The sequence below is a fragment of the Rathayibacter tritici genome (genome assembly GCF_002932875.1).
GTDB lineage: Bacteria > Actinomycetota > Actinomycetes > Actinomycetales > Microbacteriaceae > Rathayibacter > Rathayibacter tritici.
In genome coordinates, this window is the sequence record NZ_PSWS01000058.1 from 25,483 (window position 1) to 39,704 (window position 14,222).

Here is a 14,222-nt window from a genome sequence, read left to right on the forward strand (position 1 = left end):
GCGGTTCGTCTTCCGGCACTCCTGCCGACGCGGGGGAGCGACTTGCCGTTATCCTCAACTGGTGCGGGTGGTCCCGCGGCCCGCGCTCCGCGTCGGGCCGGGGACCGGCGTTCCGCCCCGGTCCGAGCCTCCGGCAGCGCCCACGCGCGGAGCAGGGGACGAGCGGGCGACGCGACTCCGCGCAGACCTACGGACTTGAGGACTTAGTGTGGCTGAATACATTTACTCGATGGTGCGCGCGCGCAAGGCGGTCGGCGACAAGCTGATTCTGGACGATGTGACCATGTCGTTCCTGCCCGGCGCGAAGATCGGCGTGGTCGGGCCCAACGGCGCCGGCAAGTCGACGATCCTGAAGATCATGGCGGGCCTGGACACTCCCAGCAACGGCGAGGCGCGGCTGAGCCCGGGCTACTCCGTCGGCATTCTGATGCAGGAGCCGGAGCTCGACGAGACGAAGACGGTTCTCGAGAACGTCCAGGAGGGCGTCGGCGAGATCAAGGGCAAGATCGACCGTTTCAACGAGATCTCGCTCGCGATGGCCGACCCGGACGCAGACTTCGACAGTCTCCTTGCCGAGATGGGCACCCTGCAGGAGGCCATCGACGCCGCGGACGCCTGGGACCTCGACTCGCAGCTGGAGCAGGCGATGGACGCACTGCGCACCCCGCCGGGCGACTCGCTCGTCACTAACCTCTCCGGTGGCGAGAAGCGACGCGTGGCGCTCACCAAGCTCCTGCTGCAGAAGCCAGACCTGCTGCTGCTCGATGAGCCCACGAACCACCTCGATGCCGAGAGCGTGCTCTGGCTGGAGCAGTTCCTCTCCAAGTACCCCGGCGCCGTACTGGCCGTCACTCACGACCGGTACTTCCTCGACAACGTCGCGGAGTGGATCGCCGAGGTCGACCGCGGCCACCTGTACCCCTACGAGGGCAACTACTCGACCTACCTCGAGAAGAAGAGCGCACGCCTGGAGGTCCAGGGCAAGAAGGACGCCAAGCTCGCCAAGCGCCTCACCACCGAGCTGGACTGGGTGCGCAGCAACGCGAAGGGCCGTCAGGCGAAGTCGAAGGCGCGCCTGGCGCGCTATGAGGAGATGGCAGCAGAGGCCGAGAAGACGCGGGTGCTCGACTTCGAAGAGATCGTGATCCCGGTCGGCCCGCGCCTGGGAGCGCAGGTGATCGACGCGAAGAAGCTGCACAAGCAGTTCGGCGAGCGCGTCCTCATCGACGACCTCAGCTTCACCCTGCCCCGCAACGGCATCGTGGGCGTCATCGGCCCGAACGGCGTCGGCAAGACGACGCTGTTCAAGACGATCGTCGGCTTCGAGCCGCTCGACTCGGGCGACCTGAAGATCGGCGAGACCGTCGACATCTCCTACGTCGACCAGAGCCGCGGCGGCATCGACCCGCAGAAAAACCTGTGGGAGGTCGTCTCGGACGGCCACGACTACATCACGGTCGGCAAGACCGAGATCCCCTCGCGCGCCTACGTCTCCCAGTTCGGCTTCAAGGGCCCGGACCAGCAGAAGAAGGCCGGAGTCCTCTCCGGTGGTGAGCGCAACCGGCTCAACCTGGCGCTGACCCTCAAGCAGGGCGGTAACCTGCTCCTGCTCGACGAGCCCACCAACGACCTCGACGTCGAGACCCTCGGCAGCCTCGAGAACGCGCTCCTCGAGTTCCCGGGCTGCGCAGTGGTGATCACCCACGACCGGTGGTTCCTCGACCGGATCGCCACCCACATCCTCGCCTACGAGGGAACCGAGGCGGACCCGGCCAACTGGTACTGGTTCGAGGGCAACTTCGAGGCGTATGAGGAGAACAAAATCGAGCGCCTGGGCCCGGACGCGGCGAAGCCGCATCGCTCCGCTTACCGCAAGCTCACCCGCGACTGATGCGCCTGCACGTCGCCATCCCGCTGCGCTGGTCGGACGTCGACGCCTACGCGCACGTGAACAACGCCGAGATGCTGCGCCTGCTCGAAGAGGCGCGCATCCAGGCGTTCTGGAAGCCGGACTCACCGCAGGCCGGTGGGATGGCGACGGCGGTGCTCGACGCGCGGCCCGGAACGACGTCGATCAGCCTGATCGCGCGGCAGGAGATCGAGTACCTCGCGCCGATCCCGTACATGCGTGCGCCGATCGACGTGGAGCTGTGGATCGGGCGGATCGGCGGGGCGAGCTTCGAGGTCTGCTACGAGTTGTACTCGCCCGCCGGCGTCGTCCCGCGGGTGCTTTTCACGAAGGCCGCCACGACACTCGTCCTGGTTACCGCCGAGACCGGGCGGCCCGAGCGCGTCCCGGAGGAGGTGCGCGGGGCGTGGGGCCCCTACGTCGAGGAGCCGGTCAGGTTCTCCACGCGTCGCTGATCCGGCGCTCCTGCGGGTTCGGTCCGAACACGGAGGTCGTCTCCGGCTCGTGATTCTCGGCTCGGCTCGCTCGATCCCGGACTTCTCGCGAGCCGGACGTGATCCGGCGAGCCGAAGCCGGAGGTCGAGCGCGGCAGCTACGCCAGCGGGACACGAACCATGCCCTCCTGGGCGACGCTCGCCACCAGTAGGCCATCGCGGGTGTAGATCCGCCCGAGCGAGAGGCCGCGCCCGCCGGACGCGCTCGGTGACTCCTGCACATAGAGGAGCCACTGGTCCACCCGCGCGGGGCGATGCCACCACATCGCGTGGTCGAGGCTCGCGATGCGCAGCCCCGGCGTGGTCCAGGCCGCGCCGTGGCGGCGGAGCGTGGATTCGAGGATCGTGTAGTCGCTCGCGTAGGCGAGGGCCGCGCGGTGCAGCATCGCGTCGTCCGGCAGGGGGCCCAGCGAGCGCATCCACACGCTCTGGTGCGCCACCCGCTCGGGGTCGGCCCGGAGGTAGACGGGCTGCTCGACATGGCGCACGTCGAAGGGGCGCTGGGTGGCCCAGAAGCTGCCGACCGGATGGTCGACCCCCGCCAGGACCTCGGCGGTGCTCGGCAGCGACTCCGGATCGGGGACGCCCTCCGGCATCGGAGCCTGGTGGTCGAGCCCGTCGTCGTCGGTCTGGAACGAGGCGATCATCGAGAGGATCGGCCGTCCGTTCTGGTAGGCCTGCGTGCGCCGCGTGCAGAACGAGCGGCCGTCGTGGATCCGGTCGACCGAGAATGTGATCGGCAGGGTGACGTCGCCCGGGCGGAGGAAGTAGCCGTGCATGGAGTGCACGGAGCGCTCCTCGACGGTGCGGCCGGCCGCGATCAAGGACTGTGCGAGGACCTGGCCGCCGAAGACGCGCCCCTCGGGCATCCACTGCGACGGCCCTGTCGAAATGTCCTCGCTGGTACGGGCGCCCGTATCGACGAGATCGAGTGCGGTGAGGAACGAGGAGAGGGGGTCGGGCACGGTACCTCCGGGGTGTCGGGCGGTAGGGCGGGCCGCCTCGGGTAAGTTTATCGACGCGATGAGTTCGTCCTTCTCCCTGGCGGATCCGCCGAGCCTGTCGGATCTGCGTGTCTTCCTGGGTCGTTCGGCCCGGGTCGAGGACGGTGCGGTCCGGCTGCTCGCCGACGACCACGTGCTGGCCGTCTATACGCCGGTCCTTCAGCCACGAGGGCTGCTCGACCGCTCCTCCACTGTGCTGGGCCTGCGGGTCTTCGCGCTCGGCGAGCCCGCCGAGTTCGACAGGATCGTACCGATCCGGGCGCTCTCGGACCGACTCGCCCGGTTGCAGTGGGAGCCGGGCGGAGCGGACGGCAAGCCGGTCGTGCTGCCCGACGGCGACGACGCGACGGCGGGGCCCTGGGCGGGCGTCTCCCCGCCCCGCGGTGGCTGGACTCGACGCGAACCGGTGGACCCCGGCTTCTTGGAGCGGGTGGCGCGCGAGGGGATCGACGAGATCGCGGCTGCCGTCGGCTCCGAGACCGGCGAGCAGATCGTCGGCCGCGTGCGCGTGAGCGTGTGGGGGCGCCCGCTCGACGGCCTCCCGGACGTCCCCGCCGGTGCGGCGTTCGCGCTCTTCGCACTCGGATTCCTCGGCGCCGATGATCCGGTGGCGCTACTGGAGAGCGGGGCCTGGCGCCGGCTCACGTCCCGTCGCGGACACGTCCTCGTCCGCACTCCGGGCTGAGCCGTCGGCTACTCCTCGAAGGTGTTCACCATCGCGTGGGCGGCGCGCTCCAGATAGTCCCAGAGCAGGGCGTCGTCTGCCGGAGCGAGGTCGAGCTCGTCGACGGCGGTGCGCATGTGCTGGAGCCAGTGGTCGCGGGCCTCGGGGTTGATCCGGAAGGGCTGGTGCCGCATCCGCAGGCGCGGATGGCCCCGCTGCTCGCTGTAGGTGCCCGGCCCGCCCCAGTACTGCTCGAGGAAGCCGGTGAGACGCTGAATCGCGCCCTCGAGGTCGTGCTCGGGGTACATCGGCCAGAGCACCTCGTCCTCGCGGACACCCTCGTAGAATCGGCGCACCAGGCGCTCGAAGGTCGGTCGGCCGCCGAGATGCTCCCAGAAGCTGCGGAGCGGAGGCGTCCCGCCGATCTGCAGGCCGCTCACGAGCGCGGCTCCGACGCTCCGGGAACGCTGCCGTCGGTCGACGGAGGCGTCCCGCCCCCGCGCCGCAGCGCCCGGGGGAGCCGAACGGGCTTGCCGTGCTCGGTGCTGATCGTGGGGGAGGGAGTGGTCCGTGGCGGCTTGGCGCCTCCGACACTCGTCGCGCCCTCGAAGCCCTCGAGCACGACGGTCGCGAGGGAGGGCAGCTTCACGTCGAGTGCGTCGAGCGACGTCTTCAGACGCAGCCGCAGCTCGCGGGCGACGTCGTCCTTCGCGGTGGTGCGCGTTTTGACGACGACCCGGATGACCAGGGCGTCGTCGGCGATCGACTCCAGCCCCCAGAGTTCCGGCTTCTCGATGATCCGGGCGCGCCACCGGCTGCTCGCGGCGAGGTCGTTCGCCGTGGCGAGGACGGTGGACTGCACCTGCTCGAGATCCGTCTCGTACGGCACTGCGAGGTCGACGATCACGCGGGACCAGCCCTGCGACATGTTGCCGACCCGGACGATCTCGCCGTTGCGGACGAACCAGAGGGTGCCGTTGACGTCGCGGATCTGGGTGACGCGGACGCCGACCGACTCGACCACGCCGGTGGCCTGCCCGGTGTCGACGACGTCCCCGACGCCGAGCTGGTCTTCCGCGACCATGAAGAGGCCGTTCAGCACGTCCTTCACGATGTTCTGGGCGCCGAAGCCCAGGCCCGCGCCGAGCGCGGCTGTCAGCAGGGCGAAGGAGCCGATCAGATCCTTGTCGATGGTCGTCACGATCATCACCAGGGCGATGACGACGATCAGAATCGAGCTGAGATTGTTCAGGATCGAGCCGAGCGTGCGCGTGCGCTGCACTACCCGCACGGCCGCGAGCGGCGAGGCGGCGATCGACTGGGTGTCTTCGACCCGCTGCCGACGCTTCACCCCCGAGACGATCTGGTCGACCACGCGACCGATCACGAAGTGCGCGATGACGCGCACCAGCAGCGCGCCCAGCACGATCCCGAGGATCGCGATCACCTTCCAGAAGGCGTCGGACTCGAAGAAGGAGACGGTGGCGACGACAGGGTCCGGGGTGGAGGTCTGAAGAAGCAGCATGACCGCTCCAGGCTACGGGACGCCTCCCTCCGAGTCGGGTGCACGAGCCCCGCGCGCGTATAGATTCGAGTCGGGTCCGCACGGACCCGGACACCGCCCTGGGAAGGACGCCCGATGCTCCACTCCACCCGGACTCCCGCCGAGAAGCGCCGCCTCTTCCGCGAGCGCCTCGCTTCGGGCGAGCTGCTGCAGCTGCCCGGCGCGTTCACTCCTCTCTCCGCACGCCTGATCGAGGCGAAGGGCTTCGACGGGATCTACGTCTCGGGCGCCGTGCTCTCGGCCGAGCTGGGACTGCCGGACATTGGGCTGACCACCCTCTCCGAGGTTGCCGACCGCGGGCAGCAGATCGCGCGGATGACCGACCTCCCGGTCCTGGTGGACGCCGACACCGGCTTCGGCGAGCCGCTGAACGTGGCGCGCACCGTGCAGATGCTCGAGGACGCCGGAGTTGCGGGGCTGCACATCGAGGACCAGGTGAACCCCAAGCGCTGCGGGCACCTGGACGGCAAGGCCGTCGTCGACGGGGCCACCTCGGTGCGCAGGATCGCGGCGGCGGTCGACGCGCGGCGCGACTGCGACCTCGTGATCATGGCGCGCACCGACATCCGGGCCCTCGACGGGCTGCCGGCCGCGATCGACCGGGCGAAGCGGCTGGTTGACGCCGGTGCCGACGCGGTCTTCCCCGAGGCGATGCGCGACCTGTCCGAGTTCGAGGCGGTCCGCGCGGCGATCGACGTGCCGATCCTCGCCAACATGACGGAGTTCGGCAAGAGCGAGCTGTTCACGGCGCAGCAGCTCACCGATGTCGGCGTCACCATCGTGATCCACCCGGTGTCGCTGCTGCGGATCGCGATGGGCGCGGCGATGCGCGCGCTCGACACGCTCAAGGCTGAGGGATCGCTCCGCTCGGAGGTGCCCGGGATGCAGACGCGCGCCGAGCTCTACGAACTGCTGGACTACGCCTCCTACAGCCGCTTCGACGAGGGCGTCTTCGACTTCTCGCTCGCCGACCACTACGGCGCCTGACCGCACCCCACCGGCACCAGCCGGCGGCGCGCACCGGCGCCGTCGCCCGCCTCTCCCCCAGGAGCGAACAATGAGCACGACCGACCAGGACATCCGCAAGGGACTCGTGGGGGTCGTCGTCGACACGACGGCGGTCTCGAAGGTCGACCCGGAGTCGAACTCGCTGCTCTATCGCGGCTACCCGGTTCAGGAGCTCGCCGCCCAGACCTCGTTCGAGGACGTGGCCTGGCTGCTCTGGCACGGCGAACTGCCCACGAGCGAACAGGCTGCGGAACTCGCGGCCGTGGAGCGCGCCCATCGCGCCCTCGCAGCGGAGGTTCGCACCGTGATCGACCTGCTGCCACTCGCAGCGCACCCGATGGACGTCGTGCGGACGGCCGTCAGCGTCCTGGGCGCGCTCGACCCCGACCCGGACGCCGATGCTCCCGGCGCCGTGCTCGATCGCTCGGTGCGGCTCTGGGCGGCGCTGCCGGCGATCGTCGCGTCTGCACAGCGGCGCAGGCGAGGGCTCGAGCCGATCGAGCCGCGCGATGACCTGGGCTACTCCGAGAACTTCCTCTGGATGACGTTCGGCGAGGTGCCGGAGCCGGTCGTCGTCGACGCCTTCCGCGTCTCGCTGGTGCTCTACGCCGAGCACTCCTTCAACGCGTCGACCTTTACCGCGCGCGTCGTGACGTCGACGCTCTCGGACGTCTATTCCGCCGTCACCGCGGCGATCGGAGCCCTCAAGGGCCCGCTGCACGGCGGAGCGAACGAGGCGGTGCTGCACGTGCTGGACGAGGTCGGCACCGGGCCCGAGGCGAAGCGGCGCTCTCAAGAGTGGCTCTCCGCCGCGCTCGCGCAGAAGCGGAAGGTGATGGGATTCGGGCACCGGGTCTACAAATCGGGCGACTCGCGGGTGCCGACGATGGACGCGGCGCTTCGCCGGCTCGCCGAGCACGAGGACGCCGGCGACCTGATGAAGCTCTACGACGCCCTGGCCGAGGCGATGGCCCAGCGCACGGGCATCCTGCCCAACCTCGACTACCCGTCGGGACCCGCCTACCGCCTGATGGGTTTCGACATCGAGATCTTCACGCCCCTGTTCGTCGCGGCGCGCGTGGTGGGCTGGACGGCACACGTGATCGAGCAGCGGGGCTCGAACGCGCTGATCCGGCCGCTCTCGGCGTACGACGGACCGCAGCGCCGCTCGGTCCCGCAGCGCTGAGGCGTCGCGGGACCGAGCGGTGGCAAGTCACCCCTGGGCGTCCCGCTCCTGGGCGCGAAGTGCTCGTTCCACGCCGGCCAGGTTCTCGATCACGAGGCGGCGCAGCGCCGGGACCTCCGGATTCGCCTCCAGCCAGGCGCGGGTGGCGTCGACGATCTGCTGCGAGGGCGTGGCGGCCGGGTAGAACCCGACGACCAGGTATTCGGCGATCTTGTAGCTCTTGGACTCCCAGAGTGAGCGGAGGGCGTCGAAGTAGACCGGGATCATCGCCTCGAGCAGGTGCGTGTCGGCGACACGCTGGAAGCCGAGGCCGGTGGAGCGGACGATCGTGTTCGGCGCCGAGTCGTCGGCCGTGACCGACTCCCAGGCCGCGCGCTTGGCTTCCGCGGTCGGCAGCGCGGCACGGGCGTGCGCAGCCGACTGCTGGCCGGTCGCCGTGTTGTCCGAGGCGAGCGCGGCGTCGATGTCGTCCGCTCCGGCGCGCCCTCCGGCAACGAGCGCGATCAGCAGCTCCCAGCCGAGGTCGGTGTCGATGTCCAGGCCCTCGAGCGTGGCGGAGCCGTCGAGCAGCGCCTGCACGGCCTCGAGGTGCGCCGGAGTGGACGCGACCGTGGCGAAGAACTTCACGAACTGGAACTGCGCGTCGCTGCCCGGCTCGGCGGTCTGCGCGAGCGTCCAGAGCTGATCCCCCGTCTCCTCGATGACCTCGGCCCGGAACTCCGGAGCGACGTACTGGGTGGCGGTGGCCACGAGTTGGTTGAGCACCGTCCGCAGGGTCGTGGACTCCGTCTCGGTGGCACTGTTGCCGAGCACGAGGCGGACGAAGTCGCGCGGGGCGGACTCGGCGTCGCGTGTCGCGTCCCAGGCCGAGCCCCAGACGAGGGAGCGGGCCAGCGGGCTCTCGATGCCCGCGAGGTGCTCGATGGCGACGGCGAGCGAGTCCGCATCGAGGCGGATCTTCGCATAGGCGAGGTCGTCGTCGTTGAGCAGGATGAGGGCCGGGCGGGTGCGGCCGATCAGCTCGGGCACCTCGGTGCGCTCGCCGTCCACGTCGAGTTCGAGCCGGTCGACGCGGACGAGGCGCTCGCCCTCGAAGTCGTACAGCCCGATCGCCAACCGGTGCGGGCGGATCGTCGGATACTCCTCGACCGCGCTCTGCAGGATCGCGAACGACGCGATCACTCCGCTCTCATCGACCGCGATCTCCGGGCGGAGCGTATTCACGCCCGCCGTCTCGAGCCACTGCGCCGACCAGTCGGTGAGGTCGCGTCCACTGGTCGCCTCGAGCTCGACCAGCAGGTCGCGCAGCTCGGTGTTCGAGAACGCGTGCTTCACGAAGTAGTCGTGCACTCCCGCGAGGAACTCCTTCTCGCCGACCCACGCGACCAGCTGCTTCACCACCGACGCCCCCTTGGCGTAGGTGATGCCGTCGAAGTTGACCTGGACGTCCTCGAGGTCGTTGATCGTCGCGACGATCGGGTGGGTGGAGGGCAGCTGGTCCTGGCGGTAGGCCCAGCTCTTCTCCATTGCGGCGAACGTGGTCCACGCCTCGGTCCACTCGGTGGCCTCGGCGGTGGCGAGGGTGGAGGCGTATTCGGCGAACGACTCGTTCAGCCAGAGGTCGTTCCACCACTTCATCGTGACCAGGTCGCCGAACCACATGTGCGCGAGCTCGTGCAGGATCGTGACGACCCGGCGCTCCTTGACCGCGTCCGTCACCTTCGAGCGGAACACGTAGGTCTCGGTGAAGGTCACCGCTCCCGCGTTCTCCATCGCGCCGGCGTTGAACTCGGGCACGAACAGCTGGTCGTACTTCGCGAACGGGTAGGGGACGCCGAACTTCTCCTCGTAGAAGGCGAAGCCCTGCTTCGTCTTCTCGAACACGTAGTCGGCGTCCAGGAAGGGGGCGAGGGAGGCTCGCGCGAACACGCCGAGCGGGATCGTGCGGCCGTCGGAGGAGACGAGGGAGTCGGTCCGGACGACGTACGGGCCCGCGATGAGGGCCGTGATGTACGAGGAGATGCGCGGCGTGGGCTCGAAGCGCCAGATCGCGGTCCCCTCGCCCGCAGGCTCCGGCTCGGGCGTCGGCTGGTTCGACACGACCTGCCACTGCGCGGGCGCGGTGACGGTGAAGCGGAACTGCGCCTTCAGATCCGGCTGCTCGAAGACCGCGAAGACGCGGCGGGAGTCGGGGACCTCGAACTGCGAGTACAGGTACACCTCGTTGTCGACTGGATCGACGAAGCGGTGCAGGCCCTCGCCCGTGTTGGTGTACACCGCGTCGGCGACGACGGTGAGCTCGTTGTCGGCGGCGAGGGAGTCCAGCCGAAGACGCACGCCGTCGGCGACCTCGGCCGGGTCGAGCTCGACGCCGTTCAGGGTGACGGAGTGGACCGTGCGCGTGATCGCGTCGATGAAGCTGGATGCTCCGGCGGTGGCGGAGAAGCGCACGGTGGTCGTGCTGAGGAAGGTCTCGGCACCCCGGGTCAGATCCAGAGCGATGTCGTAGTCGTGGACCTGGATCAGCGAGGCGCGCTGCTGCGCCTCGCTCCGGGTGAGGTTGTCTCCTGGCACGGGGGTGCTCCATCCGTTCGTCTCGGCGCTGCCGCGGGCGCCGGGGTGCGGACGCCGCCGATCCACCCTAGGGCCGTGGCGACCCGCCGGGGAGCCCCGCCGCCGCGATCCCCGGAGCCGCCTGGGAGCGGCGGCTGCGGCTCCTGCGAGCGGCGTACCGTGTCTCCATGACCTCTGTGGACTTCTGGTTCGATCCCTCCTGCCCGTGGGCCTGGATGACGTCGCGATTCGTCGACGAGGTGACCCCCGCCCGCGAGCTCGACGTGCAGTGGCACATCATGAGCCTCGCCGTCCTCAACGAGGACAAGGACGTGGACGACTCGTACCGCGCCTTCCTCCCGCGCGCGCTCCGCTACACGCGCCTGGTCGCCGCCGTCGCCGAGCGCGAGGGCCGCGAGCACGTGAAGCCGCTCTACGACGCGCTCGGCACCCGCATCCACGTGGGCGGCCGCACCGACGTCGACGCGGTGATCGCTGAGTCGCTCGCCGAGCTCGGCCTGCCCGCGGAGCTCGCCGCGTACGCCGACTCGGACGAGTACGACGAGCCGATGCGCGCCTCCCACGTCGACGGGATCGAGCGCGTCGGCCAGGACGTCGGCACGCCGGTCATCGCGATCGGCGACGTCGCCTTCTTCGGCCCCGTCATTTCGCCGACCCCGCGCGGGGAGCAGGCGCTGACGCTCTGGGACGGCATCGTCGCGGCGGCCTCGTTCGACGGCTTCTTCGAACTCAAGCGCTCGCGGACCCGCGACCCGCAGTTTGACTGAGCCGGCCCGCGGTACTCTGACTCCCGGCCCGGGCACCGCGGGTCGCAGACGTCTCCTGGAGGAGTTCTCTCGTGCGCATCCACCTCGCCACGGACCACGCAGGGCTGGACTTCAGCCGTCACCTGATCGAGCACCTGAGTGCCGCCGGTCACGAGGTGGTCGACCACGGCCCCACCTCCTACGACCCGCTGGACGACTATCCGTCCTTCTGCATCACCGCCGCGGCCGCGGTCGTGCGCGATCAGGAGGCGGGGGTCCAGGCCCTCGGCGTCGTCTTCGGCGGCTCGGGCAACGGCGAGCAGATCGCCGCGAACAAGGTCGCGGGTGTGCGCGCGGCCCTGGTCTGGAATCTCAGCACCGCGGTGCTCGCCCGCCAGCACAACGACGCCAACGTCATCTCGATCGGTGCGCGCCAGCACTCGGTCGAGGAGGCGACGGGCTTCATCGACGCGTTCGTCGCCGAGCCCTTCAGTTTCGAGGAGCGCCACGTGCGCCGCATCGCACAGCTCGCCGAGTACGAGGCGACCGGGGACATCGCCGGCCGCTTCGTCGACTCCGCCGCGAAGGAGCGCTGAGTGCCCGAGGGGCACTCCGTTCACCGGATCGCACTGCAGTTCGAGCGCGACGTCGTCGGGCACCGTGTCGCGACCAGCAGCCCCCAGGGTCGCTTCACAGAGGGAGCCGCGGTGCTGGACGGCCGCGAGCTGCGCGAGTCGACCGCTGTCGGCAAGCACCTTCTGCTCCGCTTTGAGGGAGAGCTCACCCTGCACGTGCACCTCGGCCTCTACGGGGCGTGGGACTTCCTCGGGCACGTCTCGCCGCTGTTCCCCGAGGGGAAGGCCGGCAGCAGCATCGGCGCCCCGCGCCGCCGACGCGCGGTGCGCCTGTCCGAGACGGAGCACGAGACCGACTCCGACCTCGACGCATTCCCGCCGCCGCCCGTGGGGGCGGTGCGGGTGCGCATCCAGACGGAGGAGACCGTCGCCGACCTGCGCGGCCCCACCGCGTGCGAGGTGATGGACCCCGCCCAGGTGGCTGTCTTGCTCGCCCGGCTCGGCCCGGATCCCGCCGCCGACGACTCCGACGAGGCGCGCGATCGCTTCGTGAACCGGCTGCGCAAGACGGCCACCCCGGTCGGCCTGGTGCTGATGGACCAGTCCGTCGTCAGCGGCATCGGCAACATCTACCGCGCCGAGCTGCTCTACCGTGCGGGCCTCGATCCACACACGCCGGGCAAGCAGGTGCCGCTCGAGCTTGCGCAGGAGTTGTGGCACGACTGGGCGCACCTGCTCGAGGACGGCATCCGCACCGGCATGATGATCACGCGCCGCGGCCTGACGAAGACGGAGCGCTCGAAGGCCGTCCGCAGCCGCGCCGAGCGCAACTACGTCTACAAGCGCGAGGGCCTGCCGTGCCGGGTCTGCGGCACGAACGTCCTGCTCGAGGAGATCGGTGCGCGCAAGCTCTACTGGTGCCCGGTGTGCCAGTCGTGAGCACCGGAGCACTGGAGGCCCGCCTGCCCCACGACCACCGAGCGCTCCCCACCGCGACCCGGCGGGCCGGTCGATGAGCCGCGGGCTCCTGCTGCAGGGCGCCCGCCTCCTCGGGTCCTCCACGCCCTGTGCCGTGCAGCTGCGCGAGGGCCGCGTGGCAGCGATCGGGCCCGACGTCGTGCCCGCTCCCGGCGATGAGGTGCGCAACCTCGACGGGCGCTGGCTGCTCCCCGGGCTCTGGGACGAGCACGTCCACTTCTCGCAGTGGGCGATGACGGCCCCGCGCCTGAACGTCTCGGCGGCCGCTTCGGCCCGCGAGACGGCGGACGCGGTGCGGCGAAGACTCGCGGAGCAACCGGGCGCCGGCACTCTGATCGGTTTCGGTTTCCGCGACGGGCTCTGGCCCGAGCCGCCGACGACCGCGCTCCTCGACGAGGTCTCTCCCGAGCGGCCGGTCGTGCTGATCAGCGGCGACCTGCACTGCGCCTGGCTGAACTCCGCCGCCTACCGGCAGTACGGCGTCGCTCCGGAGCGGGAACTCGTCCGCGAGGACCCCTGCTTCGAGCTGGTCACCGCGCTCGGTGCGCTCGGCGACGACGAGCTCGATGCTCTTACCGACGCGGCGGCCGGGCGGGCGGCGGCTCGGGGCGTGGTCGGTGTCGTCGATCTGGAGATGGGCTGGAACGCGGGCGACTGGGTCCGCCGCGTCGGCCGCGGCATACGCTCCCTCCGCGTCGACACCGGCGTCTACCGCGACGACCTCGATCGGGCCCTGGCCGAGGGCCTGCGCTCGGGAGAGGAGCTCCCGGGCGGCGGGGGATTGCTGCGGATGGGGCCCCTCAAGGTCCTGATCGACGGCTCACTCAACACCCGGACCGCCTACTGCGCCCACCCCTATGCCGACCACGACGACTGCGGTGTGCTCACGGTGGAGCCCGCCGAACTCGACGCGCTGCTCGCCCGCGCGGCCGCCGGCGGAATCCGCTCGACCGTGCACGCGATCGGCGACGCGGCGGTGACTCTCGCCCTGGACGCACTCGGCCGGGTCGGCGGGGGACGCATTGAGCACGCTCAGCTGCTGGCCGAGTCCGACCTGCCGCGGTTTGCCGCGCTCGGCGTGGACGCCGGAGTGCAGCCGGCGCACGCACTCGACGACCGTGAGGTGGCAGAGCGCTACTGGCCGGGACGCACCGGTCGCGCGTTCCCGCTGCGCTCGCTGCTCGACTCCGGAGCCCGCGTCGTACTCGGCTCGGACGCGCCGGTCGCGCCGCTGGATCCGTGGGTCGCCGTCTCGGCCGCGGTCTCCCGGGCGCTTCCCGGCGACGAGCCGTGGCACCCGGAGCAGCGGGTGAGTGTGGAGGAGGCGATCATCGCCTCGACCCGGGTGCGGCGGCTGATACCCGCGGTCGGTGATCCGGCCGATCTGGTCGTGGTGGAGCGTGATCCGCTCCGCTCGGACCCCGCCGAGCTCCGCTCGATGCCCGTCGCGGCGACGCTCCTGGCCGGACGCTTCACGCACGGAGCCTGACCACTCGCCGCGGGCCTCGCGCGTCGCGGGG

General features: G+C 70.6%; 13 protein-coding genes. 9 read left to right on the forward strand and 4 right to left on the reverse strand.

The annotated features are described in order from the left end of the window. The first annotated feature begins 208 nt into the window (after positions 1 to 208). Positions 209 to 1,891, forward strand: a complete 1,683-nt coding sequence (ettA, locus tag C5D07_RS10555) for an energy-dependent translational throttle protein EttA (RefSeq protein WP_068253326.1) — start codon at positions 209 to 211, stop codon at positions 1,889 to 1,891. Then, positions 1,891 to 2,364, forward strand: a complete 474-nt coding sequence (locus C5D07_RS10560; RefSeq protein WP_104259325.1) for an acyl-CoA thioesterase — start codon at positions 1,891 to 1,893, stop codon at positions 2,362 to 2,364. The genes ettA and C5D07_RS10560 overlap by 1 nt, the downstream gene beginning before the upstream one ends. A 137-nt stretch (positions 2,365 to 2,501) precedes the next feature. Here C5D07_RS10560 and C5D07_RS10565 read toward each other — a convergent pair whose 3' ends face one another. Beyond that, positions 2,502 to 3,368: an acyl-CoA thioesterase gene (locus C5D07_RS10565; protein WP_068253322.1), complete on the reverse strand. Its 867-nt coding sequence runs from the start codon at positions 3,366 to 3,368 to the stop codon at positions 2,502 to 2,504. 58 nt (positions 3,369 to 3,426) lie between these two features. On the opposite strand from C5D07_RS10565, the gene C5D07_RS10570 reads away from it, so the two are divergent. After that, on the forward strand, positions 3,427 to 4,092 hold the full coding sequence (locus C5D07_RS10570) for a DUF8185 domain-containing protein (RefSeq protein WP_068253320.1): 666 nt from the start codon (positions 3,427 to 3,429) through the stop codon (positions 4,090 to 4,092). A gap of 8 nt (positions 4,093 to 4,100) precedes the next feature. Here C5D07_RS10570 and C5D07_RS10575 read toward each other — a convergent pair whose 3' ends face one another. Together C5D07_RS10575 and C5D07_RS10580 are read right to left on the reverse strand one after the other, a co-directional pair. Continuing rightward, on the reverse strand, positions 4,101 to 4,511 hold the full coding sequence (locus C5D07_RS10575; RefSeq protein WP_269465688.1) for a globin: 411 nt from the start codon (positions 4,509 to 4,511) through the stop codon (positions 4,101 to 4,103). Continuing rightward, on the reverse strand, positions 4,508 to 5,596 hold the full coding sequence (locus C5D07_RS10580) for a mechanosensitive ion channel family protein (protein ID WP_068253319.1): 1,089 nt from the start codon (positions 5,594 to 5,596) through the stop codon (positions 4,508 to 4,510). The genes C5D07_RS10575 and C5D07_RS10580 overlap by 4 nt, the downstream gene beginning before the upstream one ends. 114 nt (positions 5,597 to 5,710) lie before the next feature. Between C5D07_RS10580 and prpB the strand changes: the two genes are divergently transcribed. Both prpB and C5D07_RS10590 read left to right on the forward strand, forming a co-directional pair. Continuing rightward, positions 5,711 to 6,622, forward strand: coding sequence for a methylisocitrate lyase (prpB, locus tag C5D07_RS10585; RefSeq protein WP_068253318.1), 912 nt, complete (start codon positions 5,711 to 5,713; stop codon positions 6,620 to 6,622). Positions 6,623 to 6,692: 70 nt separating this feature from the next. Further along, the gene (locus C5D07_RS10590; protein ID WP_104259326.1) at positions 6,693 to 7,829 is read left to right on the forward strand and encodes a bifunctional 2-methylcitrate synthase/citrate synthase; all 1,137 of its coding nucleotides are present in this window, start codon (positions 6,693 to 6,695) and stop codon (positions 7,827 to 7,829) included. Between the two features lie 27 nt (positions 7,830 to 7,856). Here C5D07_RS10590 and pepN read toward each other — a convergent pair whose 3' ends face one another. After that, positions 7,857 to 10,403 (reverse strand): aminopeptidase N, encoded by a 2,547-nt coding sequence (gene pepN / locus C5D07_RS10595; RefSeq protein ID WP_104259327.1) that lies wholly within the window; start codon positions 10,401 to 10,403, stop codon positions 7,857 to 7,859. A 167-nt stretch (positions 10,404 to 10,570) separates the two neighbouring features. On the opposite strand from pepN, the gene C5D07_RS10600 reads away from it, so the two are divergent. The 4 genes from C5D07_RS10600 to C5D07_RS10615 all read left to right on the forward strand — a co-directional run bounded on the left by C5D07_RS10600 (position 10,571) and on the right by C5D07_RS10615 (position 14,191). Further along, positions 10,571 to 11,170: a mycothiol-dependent nitroreductase Rv2466c family protein gene (locus C5D07_RS10600; protein ID WP_104259328.1), complete on the forward strand. Its 600-nt coding sequence runs from the start codon at positions 10,571 to 10,573 to the stop codon at positions 11,168 to 11,170. 71 nt (positions 11,171 to 11,241) lie between these two features. Beyond that, positions 11,242 to 11,745 (forward strand): ribose-5-phosphate isomerase, encoded by a 504-nt coding sequence (locus C5D07_RS10605; RefSeq protein WP_068253311.1) that lies wholly within the window; start codon positions 11,242 to 11,244, stop codon positions 11,743 to 11,745. Next, on the forward strand, positions 11,746 to 12,663 hold the full coding sequence (locus C5D07_RS10610) for an Fpg/Nei family DNA glycosylase (protein WP_104259329.1): 918 nt from the start codon (positions 11,746 to 11,748) through the stop codon (positions 12,661 to 12,663). 73 nt (positions 12,664 to 12,736) lie between these two features. After that, entirely contained in the window at positions 12,737 to 14,191 is a 1,455-nt protein-coding gene (locus tag C5D07_RS10615; protein ID WP_068253305.1) for an amidohydrolase, read from the forward strand. The last annotated feature ends 31 nt before the right edge of the window (positions 14,192 to 14,222 follow it).